The 25359-nt window shown below is 54.5% G+C and carries 24 protein-coding genes, 1 tRNA gene and 1 pseudogene; 8 read left to right on the plus strand and 18 right to left on the minus strand.

What is annotated here, in order from left to right:
* The 4 genes from AC2FND_RS05860 to AC2FND_RS05875 all read right to left on the minus strand — a co-directional run.
* Positions 1 to 296, minus strand: a 296-nt coding sequence (locus AC2FND_RS05860) for a transposase (protein ID WP_496768497.1), incomplete at its 3' end; no start/stop codon positions are given.
* 299 nt (positions 297 to 595) lie between these two features.
* Complete coding sequence (locus AC2FND_RS05865) at positions 596 to 1078, minus strand: hypothetical protein (RefSeq protein ID WP_496768499.1); 483 nt, start codon at positions 1076 to 1078, stop codon at positions 596 to 598.
* 4 nt (positions 1079 to 1082) lie between these two features.
* A complete protein-coding gene (locus tag AC2FND_RS05870) occupies positions 1083 to 1562 on the minus strand; it encodes a hypothetical protein (RefSeq protein ID WP_496768501.1) in 480 nt (159 codons plus the stop codon).
* A 3-nt stretch (positions 1563 to 1565) separates the two neighbouring features.
* Positions 1566 to 2786, minus strand: coding sequence for a hypothetical protein (locus tag AC2FND_RS05875; protein WP_496768503.1), 1221 nt, complete (start codon positions 2784 to 2786; stop codon positions 1566 to 1568).
* A 788-nt stretch (positions 2787 to 3574) separates the two neighbouring features.
* Here AC2FND_RS05875 and AC2FND_RS05880 point away from each other — a divergent pair.
* Positions 3575 to 4683, plus strand: a protein-coding gene (locus tag AC2FND_RS05880) for an IS3 family transposase (protein WP_496768504.1) whose coding sequence is annotated in 2 segments (ribosomal slippage) — positions 3575 to 3824 and positions 3824 to 4683 — 1110 coding nt in all. Because the reading frame shifts where the segments join, the coding sequence is not laid out codon by codon here.
* Between the two features lie 206 nt (positions 4684 to 4889).
* Here AC2FND_RS05880 and AC2FND_RS05885 read toward each other — a convergent pair.
* Both AC2FND_RS05885 and AC2FND_RS05890 read right to left on the minus strand, forming a co-directional pair.
* The gene (locus tag AC2FND_RS05885; protein ID WP_496768506.1) at positions 4890 to 5261 is read right to left on the minus strand and encodes a hypothetical protein; all 372 of its coding nucleotides are present in this window, start codon (positions 5259 to 5261) and stop codon (positions 4890 to 4892) included.
* On the minus strand, positions 5258 to 6811 hold the full coding sequence (locus AC2FND_RS05890; protein ID WP_496768508.1) for a P-loop ATPase, Sll1717 family: 1554 nt from the start codon (positions 6809 to 6811) through the stop codon (positions 5258 to 5260). Before AC2FND_RS05890 ends, AC2FND_RS05885 begins: the two co-directional genes overlap by 4 nt.
* A gap of 225 nt (positions 6812 to 7036) precedes the next feature.
* On the opposite strand from AC2FND_RS05890, the pseudogene AC2FND_RS05895 reads away from it, so the two are divergent.
* A pseudogene (locus AC2FND_RS05895) lies at positions 7037 to 7995 on the plus strand (IS630 family transposase).
* A 157-nt stretch (positions 7996 to 8152) separates the two neighbouring features.
* Here the strand turns inward: AC2FND_RS05895 and AC2FND_RS05900 are convergent.
* The 4 genes from AC2FND_RS05900 to AC2FND_RS05915 all read right to left on the minus strand — a co-directional run bounded on the left by AC2FND_RS05900 (position 8153) and on the right by AC2FND_RS05915 (position 11805).
* Positions 8153 to 8422 (minus strand): DksA/TraR family C4-type zinc finger protein, encoded by a 270-nt coding sequence (locus AC2FND_RS05900; RefSeq protein WP_496768510.1) that lies wholly within the window; start codon positions 8420 to 8422, stop codon positions 8153 to 8155.
* A gap of 59 nt (positions 8423 to 8481) precedes the next feature.
* Positions 8482 to 9456 (minus strand): Gfo/Idh/MocA family protein, encoded by a 975-nt coding sequence (locus AC2FND_RS05905; protein ID WP_496768512.1) that lies wholly within the window; start codon positions 9454 to 9456, stop codon positions 8482 to 8484.
* Positions 9457 to 9728: 272 nt separating this feature from the next.
* Positions 9729 to 10625, minus strand: coding sequence for an RNA polymerase sigma factor RpoH (gene rpoH, locus AC2FND_RS05910; RefSeq protein WP_209504218.1), 897 nt, complete (start codon positions 10623 to 10625; stop codon positions 9729 to 9731).
* Positions 10626 to 10770: 145 nt separating this feature from the next.
* Positions 10771 to 11805, minus strand: coding sequence for an RluA family pseudouridine synthase (locus AC2FND_RS05915; protein WP_496768514.1), 1035 nt, complete (start codon positions 11803 to 11805; stop codon positions 10771 to 10773).
* Here AC2FND_RS05915 and AC2FND_RS05920 point away from each other — a divergent pair.
* Positions 11804 to 12106 (plus strand): DUF6476 family protein, encoded by a 303-nt coding sequence (locus AC2FND_RS05920; RefSeq protein WP_480565221.1) that lies wholly within the window; start codon positions 11804 to 11806, stop codon positions 12104 to 12106. The two genes, AC2FND_RS05915 and AC2FND_RS05920, sit on opposite strands and share 2 nt — an antisense overlap.
* Positions 12107 to 12111: 5 nt before the next feature.
* Here the strand turns inward: AC2FND_RS05920 and AC2FND_RS05925 are convergent, their stop codons facing one another.
* The 5 genes from AC2FND_RS05925 to AC2FND_RS05945 form a co-directional block, all read right to left on the minus strand.
* On the minus strand, positions 12112 to 14019 hold the full coding sequence (locus tag AC2FND_RS05925) for an ATP-grasp fold amidoligase family protein (RefSeq protein ID WP_496768516.1): 1908 nt from the start codon (positions 14017 to 14019) through the stop codon (positions 12112 to 12114).
* Between the two features lie 26 nt (positions 14020 to 14045).
* The gene (locus AC2FND_RS05930) at positions 14046 to 15101 is read right to left on the minus strand and encodes a glycosyltransferase family 2 protein (protein WP_496768518.1); all 1056 of its coding nucleotides are present in this window, start codon (positions 15099 to 15101) and stop codon (positions 14046 to 14048) included.
* Between the two features lie 19 nt (positions 15102 to 15120).
* Positions 15121 to 15792, minus strand: a complete 672-nt coding sequence (locus AC2FND_RS05935) for a class I SAM-dependent methyltransferase (RefSeq protein ID WP_209595900.1) — start codon at positions 15790 to 15792, stop codon at positions 15121 to 15123.
* Positions 15793 to 15886: 94 nt separating this feature from the next.
* Positions 15887 to 17767, minus strand: a complete 1881-nt coding sequence (locus AC2FND_RS05940) for a glycosyltransferase family 2 protein (protein WP_496768519.1) — start codon at positions 17765 to 17767, stop codon at positions 15887 to 15889.
* Positions 17768 to 17957: 190 nt separating this feature from the next.
* Positions 17958 to 18044 (minus strand) — tRNA-Leu (locus tag AC2FND_RS05945).
* Positions 18045 to 18185: 141 nt separating this feature from the next.
* Between AC2FND_RS05945 and AC2FND_RS05950 the strand changes: the two genes are divergently transcribed.
* On the plus strand, positions 18186 to 18845 hold the full coding sequence (locus AC2FND_RS05950) for a DsbA family oxidoreductase (RefSeq protein WP_496768520.1): 660 nt from the start codon (positions 18186 to 18188) through the stop codon (positions 18843 to 18845).
* Between the two features lie 41 nt (positions 18846 to 18886).
* Entirely contained in the window at positions 18887 to 19543 is a 657-nt protein-coding gene (lipB, locus tag AC2FND_RS05955) for a lipoyl(octanoyl) transferase LipB (RefSeq protein WP_496768567.1), read from the plus strand.
* 494 nt (positions 19544 to 20037) lie between these two features.
* Here the strand turns inward: lipB and AC2FND_RS05960 are convergent, their stop codons facing one another.
* Together AC2FND_RS05960 and AC2FND_RS05965 are read right to left on the minus strand one after the other, a co-directional pair.
* Complete coding sequence (locus tag AC2FND_RS05960; RefSeq protein WP_480537602.1) at positions 20038 to 20451, minus strand: HIT family protein; 414 nt, start codon at positions 20449 to 20451, stop codon at positions 20038 to 20040.
* A 353-nt stretch (positions 20452 to 20804) separates the two neighbouring features.
* Positions 20805 to 21371 (minus strand): hypothetical protein, encoded by a 567-nt coding sequence (locus tag AC2FND_RS05965; RefSeq protein WP_480493415.1) that lies wholly within the window; start codon positions 21369 to 21371, stop codon positions 20805 to 20807.
* A 446-nt stretch (positions 21372 to 21817) separates the two neighbouring features.
* On the opposite strand from AC2FND_RS05965, the gene ctaD reads away from it, so the two are divergent.
* The 3 genes from ctaD to AC2FND_RS05980 all read left to right on the plus strand — a co-directional run bounded on the left by ctaD (position 21818) and on the right by AC2FND_RS05980 (position 24734).
* Positions 21818 to 23476 carry a cytochrome c oxidase subunit I gene (gene ctaD / locus AC2FND_RS05970; protein WP_480505596.1) on the plus strand — a complete coding sequence of 553 codons (1659 nt, stop codon included), beginning with the start codon at positions 21818 to 21820 and terminating at the stop codon, positions 23474 to 23476.
* 122 nt (positions 23477 to 23598) lie between these two features.
* Positions 23599 to 24198: a 2-hydroxychromene-2-carboxylate isomerase gene (locus tag AC2FND_RS05975; protein ID WP_209504229.1), complete on the plus strand. Its 600-nt coding sequence runs from the start codon at positions 23599 to 23601 to the stop codon at positions 24196 to 24198.
* A gap of 44 nt (positions 24199 to 24242) precedes the next feature.
* Complete coding sequence (locus AC2FND_RS05980) at positions 24243 to 24734, plus strand: DUF2244 domain-containing protein (protein WP_496768523.1); 492 nt, start codon at positions 24243 to 24245, stop codon at positions 24732 to 24734.
* 21 nt (positions 24735 to 24755) lie between these two features.
* Here AC2FND_RS05980 and AC2FND_RS05985 read toward each other — a convergent pair whose 3' ends face one another.
* On the minus strand, positions 24756 to 25241 hold the full coding sequence (locus AC2FND_RS05985) for a GatB/YqeY domain-containing protein (RefSeq protein ID WP_209504231.1): 486 nt from the start codon (positions 25239 to 25241) through the stop codon (positions 24756 to 24758).
* Positions 25242 to 25359: the final 118 nt, after the last annotated feature.

Consider the following 25359-nt stretch of genomic DNA (forward strand, 5'->3'; position numbering starts at 1 on the left):
ACCGGCTCGCTCAATGCCGGGGCGGAAACGCGCATGTCGAAGCGGGACGGTAACGGCACGGCATCCGCAAACTCGACTGGCACAAACTCCACATCAGCGGCATCCCGAACCTCATCGGGTTCTTCCTCAGGCGCAAAACGGGGGTCACGGAGCCATTTGTGGATCAGATTGGTGTTCATCGAATACCGACGCGCCACCTGCGCAACCGATACACCCGATGCCCGCGTTTGCGCACAGATCGAACGCTTCTCGTCATCCGACCAAAACCGCTTCTTCTGACCCTTCTTGCCCGCCATAGAGCGCCCCATGATGTCCACTATCGATAGTGGACATCTTTAACACTCTCTCCCGAACGCCGTCAGAGCGGGGAAGCCGGACGGATACATTGCAGCGACTTCGGGTGTGAATCGATTGTCTCCAGCAGGGTTTGATCCACGCTCAAGACTTGCGAACCAATACTCATTCTAAACTGCATGGCTTACAATGGACAAACCTAAGCTGTTTTACATTCCGGACTCCGTGTAGCGTTCAATCCGCTAGCTTGACCTCGCGAAGTGCATTGTGGTTGAAGTACGTGAGGGCACCTTGGAATACGTTATTTGCGGTTGAAGACCTCTAGATCGAAATCCCAAATCTCAATTGGCCGCTGAATACAGTTGAAGCCAATATAGAGGGGCGCATTTCTATCCGATGCATCCACGTTCAAAACACAGAAGGAACCAATTGCGAAGGTATTTCCAGGTTTTGTGCCGTCTTCAGATGGGGCGATATGGTCGGCTGTCCCTCCGCCAAGTTTACCGAGCAGTGCGCCGTACAGGCAGTCCTTACGAATCATTTGATCAACCGGAGCTGCGTTGCCCGAATAGCCGTCCGGTGGGCACGGTTCTAGAAGGCTCTTTTGGGGTCTCCATGCACCCGCCTTCAAACGAAACTCCAAAATGCCAGCTCCCAGTATTGAGGGCGTCAGCTTGGCCCAGCGACCGTTGAACTCATAAGGAGTCTCCATAGTTCCGCCACGCGCGAAAGCTTCGATCTCCAATCTGTTCGGTGGTGTCTGTTCATTCTGATCATAGTTCATGAGTTCACCCGCACTCGTTGCCTTGTCTTAGCGTCAGCATCGCCTCGCTTTTGGCTTTGTCACGATCCTCGCTACCAACGCGCAAGATCGCGAGGCAGTCTTCGACCCCAAGCCCGCATTCGAGCCGTACAAATTCGCCCGATATAGGGCCTGGACAGATCGAAAGCTTGGTCCCGTTGGAAAGTCTGAGTTGTGCGGCTTCGCTGAGCTTAATGTCGATGGCCAGAGGAACTTGCCCAAGCCGCGAGTCACTAATCGGCCGGGTCACCAAGTCCTTCCAACGAATGGTTTGGCCCACCCCGACTGCTTTTAGGGGAAACAAAGGTTCGTCAACAACCAGGCTTAGCGATCCCTCAGTGATGGCTAAGTTAGGGGCGAGATCCCTGGTGGCCTTGAACGTCGGGTTCGAAAAACAACTTGGTATCTGCAGAAACACCACCGCGATAACCGCTAGGACGAGATAGAATTTTGAAAGATGCTCCAAAGGTCACCCATCGTTTTTGTAGAACAAGTCAATGGCCCCTTCAGCGCTCGCACTCACCCGCAACATTTGCCAAAGATCACGTTCTTCCAGAAGTGACTTGGGTTTCTCAAGATGCGTGACGTCCCGGAGCACTGCGAGTCGGTGTTTGTCAATAACCGACCAAACCTGGTGGGTAAGAGCGATCTGGCTTTGCACAGCCATCTCGTAGACAAACCACATCAGAGCGACGGACGCGACCGCAACAGCGAGTACGGCGACCGGAGCGGACATTAGAAAAAACTTTATTATCCAGAAGACCGGTATTGTTTGAAGAAGGCCAAACAAAAGTACCGCGAAATCCAATTGGGCTTGCGCGTCGCTCAGGCGCTTCGCGGCCTCCGAATCTTGAGCCATGACCAACTGCATTCGGGGCCAAAGATATTCGAATTCAACGTCGTATGTCCTCTTACTGTAGCTCTCGAGCATCAGCCGCGCGTCGCCAATCCTGGTCGCTGCGATGTCCGTACGTCGAACGTCTTGAGAAAAGACCTTTGTCTGATAAAGAATGTCAGCAATCGCCGGTGCGACTATCTCTTTCAATTCTGATATCTGCTTCAGTACGCTCGCGGTTTCGATCCAATCATCGCTATTCGCAGAGGCATTCGACTGGTTGGTTTCCTCAACGATCAGCTTCAGTTCATTGTATGCATCCTGTACTGCGACTCCGCCCAGCGGTTCTTTCTTCCGGGCACGTGACTTCAATTGGGCGATTTGTTTGCTCACAGAAGACAACCGTGAGGCTGTGCCGCGCGCATCCTCGCGCTTGGGCAAAAGTTTCAAATCCAGCCCGTCGCCCAATTCGATGGTGGCTTCAAAACCCAAAAGCAGTCCTGCGAGTTGGGTGTCAGCTCTCTGCTCTCTATCCCATTCTTTGATCCGGTCATATCTAAGCTTGTCATGCCACTTTCTCGGCAGTGCACGACCATCTAGGATATTGCGGATAGCCGGGGTAAAGGCTCCGAGCGTATACGCCAGGATAACTAACCCGACGACAGCTAAGGTCGTCGTGCTCGCTTGCTCAGACAAACTCGCCGTCCACCATTCGCCGATAGGCGCAGTCCCTGGGTGGGCATACTCGATCAGAAGCAAATGAAAGACGGTCACGATTGCGACCGGAAGAAAGTTGCCAAACCAAAAACTGTTCGAAAAAAGTCCTTTCAGCTTTGTAATCAACTCGGTAATCACGATTTTATCCTGATACGAGGTAGCATTTTGTATGATCCCTAGGACACTTTAATCCGTCAACCAGATCGCGTGTTGTCCAAAAATGTACCCGCCGCTTCGAAGTACATCGCCAATAATCGTGCCCAAATCTGACCATGTCGCGATTAATTTCGTGTCGAGTCATCAACAGAGCTCTTCCAGGTCTTCGCTGCACTAGACCATAAAGCGCTCGTGCCCCATCTAATTTCTCTTCGATCTGAAGTCTTAATTCATTGGCGATCAAAGGCGATTTCGAAAAATCAGACCCGAGCGAAAGCAGATCAATGCACTTGACCCTAGGGACTAGCTGCCGCACCGTCTTTTTCCGACCAAAATTGAGCGCATGGACCACAAGATCTGCTTCTATCACCCTTGGATTGTTAGGCAAATCGACAACTACCGCGCGCCTTTCTTCGCTGATCATGGTTTTGAGCGCGGCTTCAAGGCCAGTGTCAGCACCAACGATCGGGATCTCAACATGGTCCATCTCAGATACCTATTTTGTCTTTAAAATTTCTCTCGGTGAATTCCCAATTGGTACCATTTTACTGGCGCTCTAGCAAATCTCGCGGTTCTGTCAGGGATTCACTCGTCCTCGCCAAAGCGGTGGTCATGGCTAAAGCCGTTGGTAGCACCTTCGGTCTACTGCCTGTTGCGCGCTTCAAGGTTGAGAATATCCAAGAAAAACCGGGCCTCGCCCAACGTTGACGTGCTCCCCTGAAAAGTCCGCGATTTGAAGTTAGCCTGTTCTCCAAGCGAGGAGACAGACGATGCGGAAAAGCCGTTTTAGCGAAGAGCAGATCATTGGCATCCTGAAGGAGCACCAAGCCGGAATGGGGGCGAAGGAACTGTGCCGGAAGCACGGCATCAGCGATGGCACTTTCTACAAATGGCGTTCGAAGTATGGTGGCATGGAAGTGTCTGAAGCCAAGAGGCTGAAGGCTCTGGAGATCGAGAACGCCAAGCTCAAGAAGATGCTGGCTGAGCACATGCTTGATGTGGCAACGCTGAAAGAGATGCTGGGAAAAAACTTTTGAAGCCCGGTGCAAGGCGGAGAGCCGTGGACTGGGCCATGACAGAGAAGAACTACAACCAGCGGCGGGCCTGTGCCTTGGCCGGGATAGATCCGCGCGTCTATCGGCGTGGATCAACCAGGCCTGCGGACGCCGAGTTGCGAGAGAGGCTGAAGGAGCTGTCCAGCGAACGGCGGCGCTTCGGCTATCGTCGGCTGCACCTGCTGCTCGGCCGCGAGGGCTGGAAGGTGAACTGGAAGAAGCTCTACCGGATCTACCGCGAAGAGGGGCTGAGCGTGCGCAAGCGCGGCGGGCGGAAACGCGCCATTGGAACGCGTGCGCCCATGGCGATCCCGCAAGGGCCGAACCAGCGGTGGTCGCTGGACTTCGTCTCGGACAGCCTGTCCGATGGCCACCGTTTCCGGGTGCTCTGCGTCATAGACGACTTCAGCCGGGAATGCCTGGCCGCGGTCGTGGACACCTCACTCTCCGGCCAGCGGGTTGCCCGTGAGCTCGATGATATCGCCCGAACGCGTGGCTATCCCTGCATGGTGGTCAGCGATAATGGGACCGAACTGACGTCGAATGCCATTCTGAAATGGCAGGAAGACCGGAAGGTCGAGTGGCACTACATCGCGCCCGGCAAACCGATGCAGAACGGCTTCGTGGAGAGCTTCAATGGCCGCCTCCGGGACGAGTGCCTGAACGAGCACTTGTTCGACAACCTGCGCCACGCCCGAGAGTTGATCGCGGCCTGGCGTGACGATTACAATCACCATCGCCCGCATACGAGCCTCGACGGGCTCACCCCGCGGGAGTATCACCAACGGTCAGTAGAGGACCAAACCCTGAACAGGGCGAACTAATAACCGCGGACTCTGCGGGGAGCACGTCACCCTGAGCCGACCTTTCCGCTCAACATAGACGCTGCGGATGCATTCGGCAGCTTTCGGTCTATTGCAGACCGTGTTCCTCAGGGTGATGAAAACGTACACTGGCGGACAAAGTGAGTTTTCGCTGCATTTGAACCAATCGCTGCTATCGGCGTACCTCCAAGGCATTGGCCTTATACTCAAAGAAAGAGCTTTATCAGAAAATCGCCAAAGCCGTGAGTAACTTCACCTAACAATGCTAGTCCAGCAACAATCTTTGCTATTGTCATCCTCTTCTTTGAGTAGTCTTCGAACTTTTTTTCTGATCGCTTTTTGAACCACCTCTCTCGTGTTGGAGAGATGGGTTCCGGCTTCATTTCGCTTTTCAATTCTTTGGAAGCCTCAAAGCGGTTTTCGAGCGCTATTTGCAGAATTACAAGGCATGCGGCATAACCGGTAGTCAATGCTCCAAAACGGCGGAAAATGTAGGGATCCTCATAGGCGAGTGACAATGCAAATCCGACTACCAGAATAAGTAGCCCGAAAGTAAAGGAAACGCGATATATATTCATTGTACCGAGAACACTTCGACACCGCTCGGATAAACAAAAGATTCCTTAAATGGACCGCGCCGCATTAGCCCATAGTATTTTGAGAAAGTTGGGTGAAAGCAATAAAGTGCATCAGTCGCTGCTCCGATTTGCCCACCCTCAACGCAATGAAATCTCCCATAGAGATATCGTTGTTTACTTGAAGCGGCGTCCTTCGCGTTTTCCTCCAACCTTCCGATAATGCCAATTTCATAAAGGATGTTCCACATTTGGTGTGGTTCGACTTCGGTGAGACCTTTGAGGCGGCCCAGGATTTTCGAAACTTCCTGATATGTCGCGATTGGGCCTACATCGGCGATCACGCGTGGCAGGTTATCCAACAACAGCGGGAATAGAACTTTGTAAGGTGACAGCATTTGCTCGCAGATTAGCTCTTCCGTTTCGTGTACTCCTTTGATTATTGAGTCCCGCAAAAGCCTCCTGTAGCCACCCGTCTCTTCGTGAGAATCTAAGATAATCTTATTCATAGTGAGCAGGATGTGCCTTGGGACTAAATGAGTGTGCCGCACTAGGTAAGCGAGGGGATTTTCCTTGTGACCGAGCCTGTTTTCGATGTCAGATGGCAGCACTTTATCAAAAAAAATCTGTACTCCTTCTCTTTCACGGAAGTCCAGATCTATTGCGAAATCGTGGTAAAACTCGGGATCATGTTCCTTAAGAAAAAGGCGGTAGCGGTGGGCGACAACTCTTAGTAGATCTATTGGCTTCCAACGCAAGCGATACGCACCCTTGAAATCTTTCAAATAGTTAGAAGACCGGAACTCTGCCTCAAGTTCTTCTGGAAAACAAAAAATAATATCAATGTCGGGATGGTTTGCATTGAACTTGCTGATAGAACGCAGAAATCCCTCTGCTACCAAGTAGAAGAGTTGGTTCTTGACAGGATATTTCTCCATACTGTCGAACAGAACGTAGCACTTTCTGTTCTTTTTTTGCAGGTGTTTAGAGATTTTCTGTTTAGCATTATCGAATAGTTTTTCGAAGGCCTCAGTGTCACTCTGTTCGTCAAGTCCTAGTGGTTCTGCTTCGAAGTAGCGTCTGATCGGTTCAACGAAATCCTCGTCAGCAGACTCTACAAAATGCGTATAGAAAAACTTAATTACTTCATCCCATACGGCTTCAAACCAATACTCCGCTACTTTTTCTGGTGATATTAGATCTGGATCGCCTAAGTCTTCGAGATCGAGTGCTCTTTGTCTAGCTACGCCTCGGACCATATCATGGAAATGATCCCAAGTTACAATCGGGACGACATAGTCGCCGTTAGGCAAAGAACCAGCCGAGATTCCTTTCGACCGTTCAGCAATTGTTTTGTAGGACTTATATCCTGAGAGAACAGAGGATTTACCTGATCCCTTCCTACCCAGTATAATTGATGCCCGTCGTTCAAGAGAGTGAAGAAAGGGCGGAACCAGTTCGATCAGTTCAGCGGCGTCAGACTCGTCTGAAATGTCGGATTGATCAATCGGCCCAAGTGGCTCCTTTACAGTCAACAAATCTCTAACAGACATGCGGTACCCCCTACCGATGAGACAATCGCAGCCCATTTCGCTTCAAGTCAAGCAGATAAGAGATTTCAGACGAGACTGACGCCTCTGAAGAGTTTGGCATATGTTGGATAGTAAAGTTTGGATTGTAGATATTGAGACTTAAAGCGGTTTCAGCTTTCGTTGAATCAAGGGGGGGGTTCCCATGAGGTGTGTTTTCTGATTCATCCTGTTCAGGAGGATCAGTTCATGCCCAATCCGCTTTCCGCCGATATTCGTGCCCGTTTTGAGTTGCTCTTTGCCCAAGGCCTGACGGGCCGCGAGATTGGTCGCCGTCTGATGATTTCGGCGGCGTCGGCATCGCGTCTGTCTCAAAGGCTCAAACGCGGGTTGCGCCTGACGCCTGCCGACAACCCGCGCAATACCGGACATGGGCGGTTGGCTCCGTACCACGATTTTCTCATCGAGCTGATCCATCAAGACCCGGACATCACGCTCAGGGAGTTGCAGGGGGCCTTGGCCGATACGCATGACGTGACCGCGTCAGTCTCTGGTATTGATCAAGCGCTCAAGCGGCTGGGATACACGTACAAAAAAAGAGCCTCATTGCGGATGAACGCAAGCGCGCAAAAGTAAGACGCGCAAGGGCCGATTGGTTCGATCATCGCGTTCCGGCGATCAGCACGATGCCTGAACGCGTTGTCTTCCTTGACGAAACCTCTGTCAAAACGAACCTGACACGCCTCCGGGGGCGGTCCCTGCGCGGGACGAGATTGACGGCATCTGCGCCATTTGGGTCATGGGGAACCCAGACCTTGATCGCCGGACTGGGGCCATCCGATCTGATCGCACCTTGGGTCATCAAAGGGACGATGGACGGCCCTGCCTTTGCCGCCTACATCCGCGACGTGCTGATCCCGGAGATCTAACCCGGCACTGCCGTGATCCTCGACAACCTGGCCACCCATCGCAACAAGGACGCCGAAGCGCTCCTGCGCGAACACGGTTGCTGGGTCCTGTTCCTGCCACCCTACAGCCCGGACCTGAACCCGATCGAGATGGCGTTCTCAAAACTCAAAGCCCACCTGAGGCGCATTGGAGCGCGATCATTCACCGAGCTGTTCAACGCCCTCAGCGAAATCTGCGATCTCTACACCCCGCAAGAATGCTGGAACTACTTTTGCGAGGCCGGATATGATTCTACGTAAACTGGAAACGCTTTAAAATACCGCAAACTTCGACGGAGCGCATTTGCTTGGTGACACCGAGCTCGGCGTGTACGATGAAGACGGCACAATGAAGAAACCGTCATTCGTCCTCAGCGCAGCATTGGTCACAATGGGCTCTCAGCAGCCGTACTTGAGATCACTTCAACTGGCTGTCTTTTGACCCACGCCGATTGACGCCGCCACGTGCCTTGTACGCACCATCCCGTTCCTGCTGGCACTCAAGGCACAGCTTCACGCCCGGCAAAGCAACGCGGCGTTTCTCAGGGATCGGCTCTTCGCATTCGGCGCAATGGGTCAGGCTTTCACCAACAGGCCGCTTTTGCGCCTGCATCCGCGCCAGTTCATCCGAAATCGACGCTTCGATCTGTTCGCTCACTGCGCCGTCGCGCGCCCAGCCTCCGGCCATGGGTCATCTCCTGCTAAACGTAAGCAAAAGGATAGCCGAGCCCGCGCGCAAAGGGCAAGTTACAGCGAAACTGCGCCGTCGAACACGCGGTCAATCACCTCTTGCGTCCCCCGAGAAAACTCCAGCGGACAGGGATACTCTACCCCTTCCCTGACCGAGCGGCAGAAGGCCTCGACCTGAAGCTTGTAGTGGTCTGCTCCAGGGAACCGGGTGACCAGCGCCTCAAGCCCCGGACGATGCAACTCGACCCGGGCTTCACCAAACACACGCGCATTAAACGGAGTTGTCAGGAGGATCAGGCCATTGTCCCCGTGAAACACCATTTCCTGATGAGGATGCATCCGAATGGACACGTAGCTTGAGTAGGTAAAACCGGGGAACTGCGCGCGAATTTCGGTGAAGATGTCGATATCATCCTGCCAACGGATGGCTGACTGTATCGCCACCGGTTCTTGCCCCGTTGCAAAGCGCGCTCCGCCGATCACGTAAACCCCGATATCACGCAATCCGCCGCCGCCCGTTTCAGCGCGGTTTCGAATATTCTGGGTATCTGCCCGATTGTCGAAACTGAACGCCCCGGTTACATGCACCAGATTTCCGATTGCACCATCCGCAATCAGTTTACGTGCCAGTTGCCATTGGGGGTGATGCACGATCATGTACGCCTCGGCAGCAAGCAAGCCGCTTTCGTCGCGCTTTTGGATCAATGCCTCAAACTCATCCGCCTTCATAGTCATCGGCTTTTCGCACAGCACATGCTTGCCGGCATCCAGCGCTTTCAGGCTCCATTCCACATGAAGATGGTTGGGCAGTGGTATGTAGACCGCATCAATACCGGGGTCCGCCAACAGCGCATCATAACTTTCGAACACGTTCAGATCGGGACAGAACGACGAAAAAGGTTCAGCCTTTTCCGCGTCTGACGTCGCCAGCGCAGCCAGTCGCGCCCCGTTGGCGGCATGTATCGCTGGTGCCATGTATTCACGCGCGAATTTCGCGGCTCCCAACACGCCAAACTGAACCGGTTTTTGCATAACGCTCTCCATAGATTTCCGAACCTCAAAGAGTTCGTGCCCCTGTGAGGTCCGCAGGATCGACCTGTCACACCGTCATCGAAATGAAACGCGTCATTGCCGTACCATAGCTTTGGCCCTGCGGCCATTCTTTTGGCTTCACAGTTTGGATAGCGGCCGCAGACGTTCAGCAGGTGATGATCTGTCGGGACGCGCCATGCATGTGCGCAAAGAGGAGGTTTCTTCGCACAGATGAAAAACCAACCCGCAGCTATTGCAGGCTGGTATTTTGGTCAGCTGACACCCAGCATCCCTTTTTCACGTGCCAGATCCCGCATTTTCTTTTGCAGCTTCTCGAACGCGCGAACTTCGATCTGACGGATCCGCTCGCGGCTGACGTTGTACTGCGTGCTAAGGTCCTCCAGCGTCACCGGCTGATCCAGCAAGCGGCGCTGGGTCAGGATGTCCTTTTCACGGTCGTTCAACACGTCCAGCGCCGCAGCCAGCAACTCGCGACGCGCTTCCAGCTCATCGCGCGCCTCATAGTCTCCGGCCTGGTCGGCGTCTTCATCCTCAAGCCAGTCCTGCCATTGCATCGTCCCTTCGCCTTCGGACCCAACCGTGGCATTCAGGGACGCGTCCCCGCCGGACATACGGCGGTTCATGCTGATCACTTCCTCTTCGGTCACGCCAAGATCATTGGCAATCTGCGCGACGTTTTCGGGGCGCAAGTCGCCCTCTTCCAGTGCGCCGATGCGCGCCTTGGCTTTGCGCAGGTTGAAGAACAGTTTCTTCTGCGCCGAAGTTGTGCCCAGTTTAACCAGCGACCATGACCGAAGGATATATTCCTGAATCGAGGCGCGAATCCACCACATGGCATAAGTCGCCAGGCGAAAGCCTTTTTCAGGGTCAAAACGTTTGACCGCCTGCATCAGGCCCACATTGGCTTCGGAAATCACTTCGGCTTGCGGCAGACCGTAGCCGCGATATCCCATGGCAATCTTGGCCGCCAGCCGCAGGTGCGATGTCACCATCTTATGCGCGGCTTCTGTGTCCTGCTCTTCGACCCAGCGCTTGGCCAGCATGTATTCTTCTTCCGGCTCAAGCAGGGGAAATTTGCGAATCTCCTGCATATAGCGGTTCAGGCCGCCCTCGGGCGTCGGCGCGGGGAGATTTGCGTAATTTGCCATTATGATGTCCCTCCGACAAATGTTTAAGTCTTTAACATAGGATATGGGTAAAGAACCCATCCTGTTCAAGAGGTGCTGCTAACAGTCTGAAATTAATCTTTCATGAAGGAAAGATAAGAAACTCTTACTCACAGGACTTTGCTTATTATGTCAGCGGAGCGCGAAGTGCGGCAATCAGGTTCTCCATATCTTGCGGTAGTTCGGCTTCAAACCGCAGGTTTTCGCCCGTCACCGGGTGCTCGAACCCCAATACGGCGGCGTGAAGCGCCTGCCGGTGAAAGCCGGACACGCATTCGGCAGCGGCAGGCGCAAACGCCTTGGTCGCCAGCTTCCGCTTTCCACCATAGACCGGATCCCCGACAAGCCCATGCCCGGCATGGGCCATATGAACGCGGATCTGGTGCGTTCGCCCGGTCTCGAGCCAGCATTCGATCAAAGCCAGACCAGCAGGCGCACCAAATGTTTCAACAACCCGCGCGCGTGTCACCGCGTGGCGCCCGCCATGAAACAACACCGCCTGCCTTTGACGGTCGGTCTTATGCCGCGCAAGCTGGGTCGTCACACGCATGATGTTGCCCGGCTCAAAGCTGACACCTTTGACGCCGCGCAGACGAGGATCACTTGCATCCGGAACCCCGTAACACACAGCACGGTAATAGCGCTCGACGCTATGTGCTGCGAATTGCTCGGCCAGCCCGTGATGCGCGGCGTCCGTTTTGGCGACCACCAGAAGACCGCTGGTTTCCTTATCGATCCGGTGAACGATACCGGGGCGTTTCACCCCCCCAACACCTGACAAAGCGTCACCGCAATGGTGTAGCAAGGCGTTGACCAGCGTACCCCCGGGCGAGCCCGGCGCGGGGTGCACCACCATGCCTGCTGGCTTGTTGACGACGATCACGTCTGCGTCTTCGAAAACAACCTCAAGCGGGATGTCTTCAGCACCGATATGGCTGTCTTCCGCCTCGGCTACAGTTATGGCGACCTGCGCCCCTTCGGACACTTTGGCCTTTGGGTCCTGAATCCGGGTCCCGTCGATCCGAACCGCGCCATCCTCGATCAGGCGCGCCAGCCGCGTGCGCGACAGGTTTTCACCGTCTGGCACATCGCGGGAAAGCGCCTTATCAAGGCGAGGCGGCGGATCAGCCGCGATCTGAAACTCAATCTGGCGGGTGCCCATGACTGTCCCTTCCGAACCCCAAGAACCGCAGGAAACCCCGCAGCTGCGATTGCTGCGGCGAATGGTCATGCTGCTGACCGCGGTGATGATTGGCGGGGTTCTAGTGACATTCGCCCTGATTGTCATCCGCCTATCGGACCGCACACCTGCCTTGCCAGATCAGATCAACCTGCCCGACGGTGCCCGGGCACAGGCCCTGACCATCGGGTCCAACTGGTATGCGGTCGTGACCGACGACAACCGCGTCCTGATCTTTGACAAGACAACAGGAAAGCTGCGTCAGGAAATCGCCGTCGAGTAACCTGATCAGTTCGGGAACAGACGGGTGCCGACCCAGGCCTCACCCAACTGCACATCCAGTTCAGGCGTACGCATCTTGCGTTTTCCGCCAAACGGGCAGAGCGTAATTTCGCCAAGATATATCTTGTCGCCAATTACATAAAGGTCCACCCGCGCAAACTCGACACGTTGCCCAACCGCTTCGGCTATTGCGACCATATCGTCAAAGACCTCTGGCTTGGGCTCGGTGTCATCGCTTGTCTGGAAGTACAGCTCTTTCGGGATAAAGTTGAAATCCCGGTCGTGGATCATCTGCACATGCCCCCGAGAGCGGTCCCGGTCGACCTGAACAATCTGGACCTTTCCGGCGACAACCCAGAATTTCCAATCGATGATGTCCTGACCTTCAACCGCCAAATCTTCCTCGAGGAAATAGCGCGTTTCGATCGTGGAATACCACCATTCTGCCGCCCAGAAGCCGTGGGGAATGGGTTTATTGCTCCAGTTGGTAAGCTTTTCCTTGGCCAGGTTGCGGTCTTCTGTGTTCATGGGCCAAGTGATCCTGTGGTTTTGCCCCTGCCCGTTATTGCATTTGAGCCAATAGCTGCCGGGCTCGAGATCGAGGTCTTCCGGCAACTCAGGCGACGATGAAACCCAATAGCGCTTCACCGGTGTAACAAGGTTCCTGGCTGGTTCTGGGATATAACTTTCCGCCGTCAACTTATCCGCCGCCGACACTTCGGGCATCTCGGCAAACAGCTTCATGACCAGCATCTTCTCAGTCACGGTCTTTGGGTTGCTCAAATCAGGCAAATAGCGCTGATTGTTGGCAAATCTTGACAATGACATAGACATGGCATTCAACCGCAATGCGTCATTGGCATAGTGATCCCAACCTCGCTGTTGACCCGATTGGGGTTTGTCATTCACCCCATAAAGCCCTTTGTCTTTTATCTTATCTAATTCAACTTGGGCCAATTTGAAGAACTGCTCAGAATTTGCGACCTGAGCTACGGACATCACGCCGTTGGTGGCTTCACTGATTTCCTCTTTGCTGATCCGCAAATCCGGAAGCGAGTCGGGAAACTCGATTTTCTGCGGCGCGCCCCGCCCTCTGCGTGGCAAAGGTGCATTGGCAGGACTGATCCCCAAACCGCGCAGCCTTCGATCCAGAAATGAATGACGTTTTACACCCTTGGCAATCCACCAACGCATCCGACGGCCCCAAAGATGGACGGCCTGCGTCTGATCCGTAAGGTACTTTTTTCGAAACTCCCGCGCTGGAATGTCGTTCGCCTGCCCCGTTTGCCGAAACGGCAACGGGTAAAACACCGGGGGTGGGCTGGCGTGTTCTATCTCGCCATGATGTCGCAGAAACCACGTCATGACACCGGGTCCGTAAACACTGTGTGCCTGATCCGAGGCATGAGGCAACTCACCGGCCTTTTTCTGGCGTTCCAGATTCTCGCGTTCCTCACCTTCTACCCAAGGACGGATCGGGAATGGATCAAGACTGTATTCCGTATACGCTTTCAGCGCGGGGCTGTCGGACGGCAACCGCATGATCGCATTGCAGATCGTATTGCGATTGAAGAAACCGAAAATATGATCCGCTTTCGGGATCGGTTTCAAAGAAATCACATCCGTATCGCACCAGAGAAAATCGGTTTTTTGCATCAGCTGCAGCCTGAAAATATCAGATTGCGGAACCGGTGTTTTAAACTGGTTGTTCATAATGAACCGCTGCGGTTCGTGAATTTCGTTCGCCGAAACCAGTTCGATACCTTCGGGTACATTCTCGACTTCGTCATAGTGGAACAGCACGACCCTGTGTCCGTTCGCGACAAAAGACAAAAGGCACATCTGCTCCAGAAAACTGAGAGGACCTTCCAACCAGAGCATTCCGATTGTGGGAAGAGTATTTTCCGCGGCCATATGCAGTTTCTCCGAAGGCGGGTTTTTCAGGATTCAGGCTGTTTTACGCTGGAAGACGGTTGCTTGTCTGCCGAAAGACGCGCGTGCAATCCGCGGTCTTTAGCAACAAATTCAACAGCCGGCTTATTAACAAGCGTCTGGTAAAGCGCGTTGTATTCTGGCTGTTTGAGAAGGTCTTCGATCAACGCCTTGTGCCACAGGAATGCTTTTCGGTGAAGCCGAGCTAGCCGCCCATCGGACTGAAACTCCGCCATCAGTGCGTCAACTTCGCCCTTGTACCTGAGGATCGTCTCATCCGTCGCGCCACCCCGGTTCCAGCGGTCCCAGTATTCCGTTCCCAGCGTCTGGGAGGAGTGGTTGGCCCGCCCACGGCTGCGCTTGGCCAGATAGGCTTGTGTGGAGCGGACCGCATAGTGATTGATCTGTGCAATCTCAAATCCAAAAGGCGGTGCAACATGGTTCCCAAAAGGTGCGGGCTCTTTCGCGTGCCCCCCGGGAACGGACCGGAATACACCTGCCTCAAACTCGGACTTGGGATGCGGGTTGTGCATACCATAGCGGAGATAGACTTCACCCTGCCGGAAAAGCGATTTGACGAACCGGCGCCCCGCCCCGCCCTGCTCATACTCCAACTCACCATCGAAAAACTGCTGCGTCACTGGCGCGTCGCGCAACACATGGCGACCGCTGTTCGAGAATATCTTCCATGGAATGGAAATGACATCCACACCCGGTGTGGCCTCGATCAGGTCGTCCACCTTATGGTTTCCGACATGAATATTCAGAAACTCATCCGCATCGCAGACATAGACCCACTTGGCTTCTTTCACTACGGGCAAACGGCGGGCCTGCCTCAGAGCTGATCTGTGAATCCCGCCTGTTCCCACGCGGTTTCTGTGAAACTCAACATGACCCAGGGCCTCAAGACGGCGCAGAATTCTGTTCGTACCGTCCGTGCAATCGTTGGTGTAAACAATGATCCGGTCGAAACCCAAAACTTTATGATGAGCCACCCATTCCAGAATATATGGGCCCTCATTTTTCATTGCAGAGATGAGGATTTTTTCAGGCTTGTTCGTCACTGCCATTCACCCCAGACGCTTAGTCGCCCTGTTTCTTGCTGTCGTCTTGCGGAGTGATTTTTTCTATAGCGATCTGCGCACCAGCAATTGCCCGGATACGCAATTCGCGGGGGTGTTTGCCCAGAAACTCGTTGACGGCCCGGATCACCCCGTCGCCCCACCAACCGCGACGGTGGTAATCATCAAACGCCATGATCCCACCCGCTTTGATCTTGGGAAACAACGCCTCCAGGTCCGCAGTAACGCCCTCGTAAGAATGATCCCCATCGACATAGGCAAATGAAATGCTTTCATCGTCAAAGAGCTTTAATGCCGGCACCGAGAAATCGCGAATGATGCCAACCTTGCCTTCCTCGATCTCTTTTTCGAAGGACGCGACGACCTTCTGAAAGATGGCTTCCATCTTTTCGTCTTCGGTCCGGCCGACAAACGCCGTTGTATGCGATTCCTCGCCAATATGTTTCCAGGGATCGATCAGAAACAACTGACTGGGTTCAAGCAATTTCAGGATTGTCGGAGAAAACTCGCCCTGCCAGACACCGATCTCAACAGCCACGCCACCCTTGGGAAGGCGCGTCAGGAACGTACGACGGATCGCGTCTTTTGTATTCTTGCGCTTGGTTGCCTTGTCTGCGTTCGGTTTATTCTGGCTGCCGGGAACAGCACCGATCACTCTGGGTTCGTTTGACATCTCGACCTCACTTGCAGACGGGTATTGAATTCACACGAAACCCGTTTTGTTTATTGGGCAATGGCTAACATGTCGTTGCTTCAAGAACCAGAAGCTATGTGTCGTTTTTGGAAAGTGGTGGCAACTTGTCGATACCAAGCCACGGAGGCTCGAGGCTTGTAATCCGATAGTCACTCGCTTTACTCGCAAGAAAACGGTTAATAGCCGAAGACATTCCGGAATAAGACCCTTTGCCCCGCCTGTAGGATGTAAAAGCGATACTTCCGCCCGGAGCCAGAACCCTGTCGATCCGGTTCAACAGCTGCAACATGACACGCTCAGCCCGAACCCCGCGTATGATCACGACGCCCACACTTTGATCCTGAAACAGCTTCAGCATCAAAGGCGGCAGCGCCCGGTAGACCCTCAGACGCCCCGCAATGATCGGTTCGCGGAAGTACTCCAGCAATGCATAGAACGTGCGATCCAGGGCCTGTAGATTACTGTCTTGCGTCGTATCCTTGCAGGCGAATGTATCCCACGACAGCCCCCATGGCCCGATGATCGTCAATTGAGCAACTGCATCCAATGCGAGTATTTCTTCTACAATTTCGGTTTCGACATGCCCGATCAAAACCCAGTTCTTCTTGCCGCTGATTGACCGCAAGAATCGCTGTCGCTGCTCTTTCGTTCTTTCAACCTCCGGAGACACTGGCGGCAGGAAAGATGGGTCCTTCGGATCGAACGGCAAGTCCACCTGTTTTGCATCAGTGATTAATGCATGCCGCGCCGCCGCTTCTTCGTACTCCATGGCCGTTCCCAGGGAATCCAGCCGGGTAAACCAGGGGTAGTTATTGGGTTTTGAGTTTTCAGGTTTGGACATCTTGCCCAAGCGCGTCCATTTCGCAACTTGCGCGAAAGAAACTTCGGGGTCTTTGTAGGTCTCGGCATCAAAGGAAAGATCGCCTTCTTCCATCACGCCCAGATCCAGCGCCTTGATATATCGTCCCCCGGCAAAATTCTTGTACCGAGTTATGAATCCCTGCGCGGCCTCTGTTTCACGTATCTCCGAGATACGGCGCTTGTGATAAGCAACAGCTTTTTCGTGCAAATCTCCCAGAACACGATCCGCACGTAGTTCATCATACGATTTTCCAAGGCGGTCCAATTTGGAAAGGATCGATAATTCTTCAACCTTGTTGAAGCAATGCATGTGCCAATAGGCTTGTCCCGTTGCCTCCATCTTGGGATGAAACGCGGTTGTGTTTACATCCCCCCGCAGCCGCTTCATCAGATAACTCTCAATGGACCGGACGGCATAGTGGTTCATCCTGAAAAACTGCTGCCCAAAGGCCGCGCCAGTCGTGGAATGAGACCAACCGTTTCGCCGCATTGCAGGTGGCAAGGGATCTCCGTCACCATCGATCCACGCAAAGCTTTCGGCCTTGCCGGCGATTGGGCCACGCGGACGGTGTGTGTTGATCGCCCGATAAGACCCGTTGTTTCTGACAAGCGATTTGAAGGCACGCACATTCTGCGGTGTGACCACCCCCAACTCTGCTGCAGATGTGAATTGTTCGATCACAAACTTGTCTTCAAACTCGACAATCCCATTGTGTCCGAACATCTGCCATATCGCGGCAAATCCGTCTGCATGTGGAAAGGTGCGAAACATATCGTCCAGCGTGCCGTCCCCAACACGGATATCGAGAAATTCGTCGACATCACAAACCAGAATCCACTCGGCCTCAGCGTACCAGGGATGTTCCATAGCGTTCGCATAGGCCGACGCCTGCGGCCCATGCTTCCAGGGACCGGGGTTGTCGATATGCACCAGAAAACCCAGTTCCTCGCATCTTTTCAGGATCGCGTCGGTGCCGTCGGAACAGTCATTCGAATTGACTATGAAATGCGTGAACCCGATCGAAAGGTAATAGGCGATCCATTCAAGGATGAACGGCCCCTCGTCTTTCATCGTTGATATGACAAGTCTCATCGCACCTACCCGCAACCTTGGCTCGCAAACTCAGGACGAAGGGAAAAATCGCATCATTGCAGAGGTATGGCGCGCTTCCCGACACCTGGCTTAGTTACGGGCCTCGGATTTGCAATGCAAGAGAACAGACCAGAAAGGCAAAGCCTGCTTCGCGTGAGCCAATTTGAATATCACAGGATGCGAAAAGATTTGGTGCGGTCGAGAAGACTCGAACTTCCACGGGAGTTACCCCACAGCGACCTCAACGCTGCGCGTCTACCAATTCCGCCACGACCGCACTGCCAGTGACTTGGTAGAGCGGCGTATAGACGTTGGCGCGCGCGATGTGAAGAGGCAAAAACACGCTGGTTTAAAATCCTTCGCAGCAGTCTTACCTAAGCCGATGCACAGCGCAGTTTCGATCTAGCAGGAGCCTCAGATGACCTCGACCGACACCCGCCCCATCATACAGATCGATATCGTGTCGGACGTTGTGTGCCCATGGTGTTTAGTCGGGTTTCGTCAGCTTGATGTGGCAATGAAACAGCAGGGCATCCAAGCCCAACTTCGCTGGCACCCGTTCGAATTGAACCCGAACATGCCGCCTGAAGGGCAGAACCTTCGGGAACACATTACGGAGAAATATGGCTCGACCCCTGAACAGAGCCAGCAGGCCCGCGAAAAGCTAACGGCGATCGGGGCGGAACTGGGGTTCACCTTCAACTTTGATGAAGACAGCCGGATCGTGAACACATTCAAGGCGCATCAGTTGCTGGATTGGGCCGAAGGTCAGGGTCTGCAACATCAATTGAAGCTTGCGCTATTCGACGCGTATTTCACCCGGCAACAGGATGTTTCCGACACTGAGATTCTGTTGCAGGCCGTCGCTTCTGCAGGGCTGAACCCTGATGCCGCACGTCAGGTGTTAGAGACCGGCGAGCATATCGCTTTGGTGCGCGGGAAACAGCAGTACTGGACCAGCCGGGGGATCTCTGGTGTGCCGTCCATGGTATTTGGCGGAAAATACCTGCTGACCGGCGCGCAAGGGGTCGACACCTATTCTCGGGTGCTGCAACAATGTTTGGCCGAAGCGGCCTGACCCCTCTTCCCCTGCCCGCTTTGGGCGGATATGAGGCCGCCATGGAATGGAAAATCACCGATGGTCTGACTAGTTATGACGACGCCACCGCCTTTATGGAGGCGCGCGTCGCCGAGATTGCGCGCGGCGACGCGGAGGAGTGCATCTGGTTGCTGGAACACCCGCCACTTTATACGGCAGGCACGTCGGCAAAGATCGAAGACCTGACCGATCCTGACCGCTTTCCGGTTTATGCAAGCAAACGCGGCGGCGAGTACACCTATCACGGGCCCGGTCAGCGTGTGGCCTATGTCATGTTGGACCTGAACAAGCGCGGGCGCGACGTGCGCCAATTTGTGAAGCAGTTGGAAAACTGGGTGATATCAGCACTGGCCGAATTCAACGTGCACGGCGAAATACGCGACGGGCGTGTTGGTGTCTGGGTGCGGCGCGACGACAAACCGCTGACGGTGACCGGCAAACCGGCAGAGGACAAGATCGCGGCAATTGGCTTGCGTTTGCGAAAATGGGTCAGTTTTCATGGCATTTCGGTTAATGTCGAACCGGACCTGGAGCATTTTTCGGGCATTGTTCCCTGCGGGATCAGCGAATACGGCGTGACTTCGTTGGTGGATCTGGGGCTTCCGGTCACTATGGATGATCTTGATGCGGCCCTGAAAAAAACCTTCTCGGACGTTTTTGGTGCCTCTGATCTCTGATTCTACTTCGTCAGAGAATCAGCATCCGCTGTGCTTGGATACAACAATATGCATGTGTGGAAGGCTCTGTTTCCGAAACACGTTGCAATTTACCAAGAACTATTCAGTTTTACGTTATTCTTTAGGCAATTTTTAATTCTCTAGGATACATCGGTGTTGTTAACGAGTAATATGAAACTGCCAATCAAGAGTGAGTGGTATGTTAAACCGGTGATCAAGGGCTCGCCCTCGAAATCCGAGAAGTGTTTGGTTACGAGTCTGCCGTTCCGACCCCAAATCGGAACGGCAATTCATTTCCCCCCTTCACGCTGAAACCCGTGCTCAAGCCGCAATGGTCGGGAGCAGGCGATTTCTGCGTTATCCGGCTATTGAGTCACTTGGTCGGTCCCAAGGAGGGGTTTCGGGTTTTCTTGTCTCCGGTCACGACGATATGCGCGGGCGAGTGTGGGTAATTGTCCGAACTATCACCTCACAAAAAGACCGTAAGATATTGACTAAAAAGCGATTTTTATCTTCTCCGCATGTTCGGCAATCAGGTCGAAATCACCCATTTTACCAGGTGGGCGCATCGACACTCCGTCATGACGCGGCAGGACGTGAAAGTGGAGATGGAAAACCTCCTGCCCGCCTGCGGTTTCGTTGAATTGCTGAATGGTTACACCGTCCGCGTCGAAGGCTTTCATCACTGCACGAGCCATCTTTTGAACGGTGTTCATGACCGCCACCAGTTGGTCGGGCGTGGCATCCAGTACATTGCGGCAGGGCGTTTTGGGGATCACCAGCAAATGCCCATCGGCACGAGGCATGATGTCCATGAAGGCCAGTGTGTCGGCATCTTCGTAAACTTTTGACGAAGGTATCTCGCCGCGCAGAATTTTGGCGAAGATGTTGTCGGGATCATAATCCATGGTTGCCATCCGTTCCTTGAGGGGCTTTTGACCGAGTTGTGGTCCACCCGCCCCGCCGGGTCAAGCCGCGGGATTGAGTCCTGAAATGTGCAAATTGTACCGGGTTTTCAGAGGGCGTAGTACGTTTTGTACACTTGGATTTTGCATGAGATCACATCCTCAGAGACAGATGCGGCACGTTCCCGACAGGTGATGTCTGCCCGCGCAGCAGAGTACCGATTTCGCAACTCTTAATCGGACGTAAACTGGTTAAGTTTTTGAATACTTCATCAAGCTCAAGTCGAAGGTGCACTGTGCGGACAAATTGAGCTTTCGCTACAATTGCGCCAATGACAAATTTGCCGGCGAGTAGTTCATTTCAAGAACTGCCCAGCCGCCAACTGTTCTTCCAACTCTGGGAGCAAGTATACCTTTGCGTGTTGCTCCTCTCCTCGGCATGCACCGATCCATTCCCCACAGTATTTTGCGAGAGCTTCTTTCAGAAAAGCTATCGCGTCCTCTTGCTGCTCGATTGAGATAAAATGTTCGTCAAGAGCCACAGGCTCAAAGCGGTGGGATGGGTTATGGACGCGGCGTGACGTATGCGTTTTTGCCAATGTATCAAAATAGAGTGGCATACCAAGAGAGCCTATTACCCAAGTCGTTTCTCGCTTGGGCCCCTGATAAACGCTGGGCGGGAACGGTCTGCCTCCCTTTTGACCGATCTGAATACTCAGACCGTCCAATTTTAAAAACAAATACATTACCGCTTCCATTCCGCCAGTTCTGACAAAATTCAACGATACGTCAGGGTTTGACGTAGCGATCCGCCTGCTTTCGTGTTCATACCAGAACTCCAGACCTCCAGTTGTTCGGTAGTTCTGGGGGGTACATACGAGTTTCTTGGGTTGAGGTACGATGCGTCTATTTTGCTGAGCCATAACGCTGTTCCGATTCTCCCGTACACTGCAATTCCAGAGTTGCCTTCGAGCCCAAGTTGGCGCACTCGTTGCACCTCCGAACATATAGCGGACATTTAATCGTTATGCAGCATTCGGTAAATTGGCCTCAACACCCCCCTTCCCTGTCCTCGATCCTGCGGAGTGGGCCGACGGCAGGCGTTCACGCTTGCCGGGTCGGCTTAGGGAGGCGGTCCCATTGCGTGCGGCATGACGACAGGTACCAGATCCGCTGTATCACCAGCCCCCCCGAACGCTCAGATCCCGGCTTCTCGAACACCCGTTTTCAAGGGGGGTGCGGCCATTTATCTTGATCCAGATCAAACTCGGCCATTGAAGGTCGCCCCTACGCATTCTAAAACCAGCAGGAATCCCGCGCGTTGGAGAGGTCCGGCTGCGCGGTGTAGTTGCAACAGGAGGCACCTATAATGGCAGACGCAGCCATTCATGGTCACGACCATGAAGACCAGCGCAGCTTTTTCCAGCGCTGGTTCATGTCGACCAACCACAAGGACATCGGGATTCTGTACCTGATCGTTTCGGCTCTGGCCGGTCTGATCTCGGTTCTGATGACCGTTTACATGCGGCTTGAACTGATGCACCCCGGTGTTCAGTACATGTGCCTGGAAGGCTTCATGGCCGACCCGTGTACGCCCAACGGGCATCTGTGGAACGTGATGATCACCTATCACGGTGTTCTGATGATGTTCTTTGTTGTCATCCCTGCCCTGTTCGGCGGATTTGGCAACTATTTCATGCCGTTGCAGATCGGCGCGCCGGATATGGCGTTCCCGCGGATGAACAACCTGTCCTTCTGGCTTTATGTTGCCGGTACCTCGCTGGGTGTGGCCTCGCTGCTGAGCCCCGGTGGGAACGATCAGATGGGTTCGGGCGTGGGCTGGGTTCTGTACCCGCCGCTGTCCACGACCGAGGGCGGCATGTCCATGGACCTTGCGATCTTTGCCGTACACGTATCGGGCGCCTCCTCGATCCTCGGCGCGATCAACATGATCACCACCTTCCTGAACATGCGTGCCCCCGGCATGACCCTGTTCAAGGTGCCGCTGTTCAGCTGGTCGATCTTCGTCACCTCGTGGCTGATTCTGCTGTCGCTGCCGGTTCTGGCGGGCGCGATCACCATGTTGCTGATGGACCGCAACTTTGGCTTTACCTTCTTTGATCCGGCCGGTGGCGGCGATCCGATCCTGTATCAGCACATCCTGTGGTTCTTTGGCCACCCGGAAGTGTATATCGTGATCCTGCCCGGTTTCGGCATCATCAGCCATGTCATCGCGACCTTCTCGCGCAAGCCGATCTTTGGCTATCTGCCGATGGTCTGGGCGATTATCGCAATCGGTGTGCTGGGCTTTGTCGTGTGGGCGCACCACATGTACACCGTTGGCATGTCGCTGCGTCAGCAGGCCTATTTCATGCTGGCCACGATGGTCATCGCGGTTCCGACAGGTGTTAAGGTCTTCTCGTGGATCGCGACCATGTGGGGCGGTTCCATCGAGTTCAAGACACCGATGCTGTTTGCCTTCGGCTTCCTGTTCCTGTTCACCGTTGGCGGTGTGACCGGTGTGGTGCTGTCGCAGGCTGGCGTAGACCGCGCCTATCACGACACCTACTATGTGGTGGCACATTTCCACTATGTGATGAGCTTGGGTGCCGTGTTTGCGATCTTCGCAGGGATCTACTTCTACTTCGCCAAGATGACAGGGCGTCAGTATTCCGAGTTCTGGGGCAAGGTTCACTTCTGGCTGTTCTTCATCGGCGCCAACCTGACCTTCTTCCCGCAGCACTTCCTGGGTCGTCAGGGAATGCCGCGCCGCTACATCGACTATCCCGAGGCGTTCGCGCAGTGGAACTTTGTTTCGTCGATTGGCGCGTTCATTTCGTTCGCTTCGTTCCTGCTGTTCTTCGGCATCGTGATCTACGCCCTGCTGCGTGGCGCACGCGAGACACGGCCCAACTACTGGAACGAGTATGCGGATACGCTGGAATGGACCCTGCCCACCCCGCCGCCCGAACACACGTTCGAGCAGCTGCCCAAGCAGGAAGACTGGGACAAGGGCCACGCGCACTGATCCCGACCTGATCCAAGGAAACCCCGCCCTGGTGGCGGGGTTTTTCTTTGCCCTCACCCTGCGTTCGCCAAGTGCGACGAAATCGGCTATGATGTGCGGACGGAACAGTCGGAGGGTCGGCAATGCCCGAGATCGACTTTTGGTATTCCATTGGCAGCACGTACAGCTTCCTGACCGTGATGCGTCTGGAGGAATGGTGCGCCCAGCATGACGCCACGGTGAACTGGCGCCCGTTCAACGTGCGCACGGTGATGTCGGCCCAGCAGAATATCCCTTTTGCCGGAAAGCCTGTGAAATCGGCTTACATGTGGCGCGATATCGAACGCCGCTGTGCCAAGTACCACATCCACGCCAACCTGCCTGCGCCCTATCCGATTTCCAATCTGCCACTGGCCAATCAGGTTGCGTTGCTTGGAATGATGGATGGCTGGGGCGTGACGTTCACCCAAACGCTCTATCGCATCTGGTTCGAGGAAGGGGTGGAAGCCGGGCGCGAAAGTGCGCTGTCCGAGGCGCTTTTGCGGTGTCAGCAAGACCCCCGACTGACCCTGGCACGCGCACAAGGCGACGACATCGTCGCGGCCCTTGAGGCGGAAACCGAAACCGCCGTCAAACTGGGTGTTTTCGGCGCCCCCAGCTTTGTTGTCCGGCAGGAGGTGTTCTGGGGTGACGATCGTCTGGATGACGCCCTGTCCTGGTCTCGGGTCGGCCACGTCGTCTGATCAAAACCCGTCGACATGAGGCGGCGCTGCGCTATGTTCGCGGTATGCCCTATACGTGGAATCAGACCTCGGAAACCGAACAGGAACTGCGGCTTTGGCCGCATAACTCGCTGCCGCCGCGGGGCGCGATGATCACGATCCTGTCGGTGTTCCTGTTTGGCCTGATCCCGCTGCTGGCCACGCTTGGTTCCGTGATCCTGTGGGGGTTGCTGCCGTTTCTGCTGATCACTGTGCTGGGGCTGTGGCTGGCCATCAAGACCAACTACCGCGCCCGCAGTGTGTTCGAGGTACTGACCCTGTCGGGCACACATGCGCGGCTGGTGCACCACACCCCCGGCAAAGAGCAGCACGAATGGTCTTGCAACCGTTGTTGGGCGCGGCCGGCGATGCACGAGAAAGGCGGCCCGGTTCCGCATTATGTCACCCTTGTCGGAGACGGGCGCGAGGTCGAAATCGGGGCGTTTCTGTCCGAAGATGAGCGGATCACGCTTTATGACGAGCTGGTCCTAAGACTGCGCGAGCCGGTCGCGCAGTAGTGTTTTCCGGGGCTCGGTGCCTCAGCAATCGCCGTTTGAGGCTGCGCACAGGTGATCCTTGACCATAGGACCGACCTTGCCGAAATCCATCTGGCCAGTATAGCGCGTTTTCAACTCGCCCATCACCTTGCCCATATCGCGGATCGAACCCGCGCCGGTTGCCGTGATGGCGGTTTGAATGGCCTTGCTGACCTCATCGTCATCTAGCTGTTTTGGCAGAAATTCCTCGATCACCTCGACTTCGCGAATCTCGCGTTCGGCCAGATCCAGGCGACCGCCCTCTTCGTAGGCGCGGGCGCTTTCCTTGCGCTGCTTGGTCATTTTACCAAGGATTTCAAGAACCTCTGCGTCGCTGCATCCCTTGGCTTCTTCATTGCTGGACGCACGTGCCGCGATATCGCGGTCTTTGATGGCGGCGTTGATCAACCGCAGAGTCGACAGACGCTCGGCTGCTTTGTCTTTCATTGCTTGCTTCAGGGCGGCATTCACCCGTGATCGCATGTCCATTTGGTTTGTCCATCCCCATGACAACGGAACCCCGACCATATAGAAACAAAAAGCCTGATACAACCGGGGGTCGATCCATCTAACCCATTGAAAAACAACAACAGCCTAAAAATTGAAC

The sequence above is a fragment of the Ruegeria sp. BHSB056 genome, assembly GCF_059613305.1.

Coding starts and splice junctions, on each gene's coding strand:
- AC2FND_RS05925 (WP_496768516.1), bottom strand. CDS start 14,019: ATGGCCGCGGAAAATACTCTTCCCACAATCGGAATGCTCTGGTTGGAA.
- AC2FND_RS05865 (WP_496768499.1), bottom strand. CDS start 1,078: ATGAACTATGATCAGAATGAACAGACACCACCGAACAGATTGGAGATC.
- AC2FND_RS05965 (WP_480493415.1), bottom strand. CDS start 21,371: ATGGCTCAGCAAAATAGACGCATCGTACCTCAACCCAAGAAACTCGTA.
- AC2FND_RS05935 (WP_209595900.1), bottom strand. CDS start 15,792: ATGTCAAACGAACCCAGAGTGATCGGTGCTGTTCCCGGCAGCCAGAAT.
- rpoH (WP_209504218.1), bottom strand. CDS start 10,625: ATGGCAAATTACGCAAATCTCCCCGCGCCGACGCCCGAGGGCGGCCTG.
- AC2FND_RS05915 (WP_496768514.1), bottom strand. CDS start 11,805: ATGGGCACCCGCCAGATTGAGTTTCAGATCGCGGCTGATCCGCCGCCT.
- AC2FND_RS05980 (WP_496768523.1), top strand. CDS start 24,243: ATGCCCTATACGTGGAATCAGACCTCGGAAACCGAACAGGAACTGCGG.
- AC2FND_RS05950 (WP_496768520.1), top strand. CDS start 18,186: ATGACCTCGACCGACACCCGCCCCATCATACAGATCGATATCGTGTCG.
- AC2FND_RS05905 (WP_496768512.1), bottom strand. CDS start 9,456: ATGCAAAAACCGGTTCAGTTTGGCGTGTTGGGAGCCGCGAAATTCGCG.
- AC2FND_RS05985 (WP_209504231.1), bottom strand. CDS start 25,241: ATGGACATGCGATCACGGGTGAATGCCGCCCTGAAGCAAGCAATGAAA.
- AC2FND_RS05885 (WP_496768506.1), bottom strand. CDS start 5,261: ATGAATATATATCGCGTTTCCTTTACTTTCGGGCTACTTATTCTGGTA.
- AC2FND_RS05960 (WP_480537602.1), bottom strand. CDS start 20,451: ATGGATTATGATCCCGACAACATCTTCGCCAAAATTCTGCGCGGCGAG.
- AC2FND_RS05940 (WP_496768519.1), bottom strand. CDS start 17,767: ATGAGACTTGTCATATCAACGATGAAAGACGAGGGGCCGTTCATCCTT.
- lipB (WP_496768567.1), top strand. CDS start 18,887: ATGGAATGGAAAATCACCGATGGTCTGACTAGTTATGACGACGCCACC.
- AC2FND_RS05890 (WP_496768508.1), bottom strand. CDS start 6,811: ATGTCTGTTAGAGATTTGTTGACTGTAAAGGAGCCACTTGGGCCGATT.
- AC2FND_RS05975 (WP_209504229.1), top strand. CDS start 23,599: ATGCCCGAGATCGACTTTTGGTATTCCATTGGCAGCACGTACAGCTTC.
- AC2FND_RS05900 (WP_496768510.1), bottom strand. CDS start 8,422: ATGGCCGGAGGCTGGGCGCGCGACGGCGCAGTGAGCGAACAGATCGAA.
- ctaD (WP_480505596.1), top strand. CDS start 21,818: ATGGCAGACGCAGCCATTCATGGTCACGACCATGAAGACCAGCGCAGC.
- AC2FND_RS05920 (WP_480565221.1), top strand. CDS start 11,804: ATGACTGTCCCTTCCGAACCCCAAGAACCGCAGGAAACCCCGCAGCTG.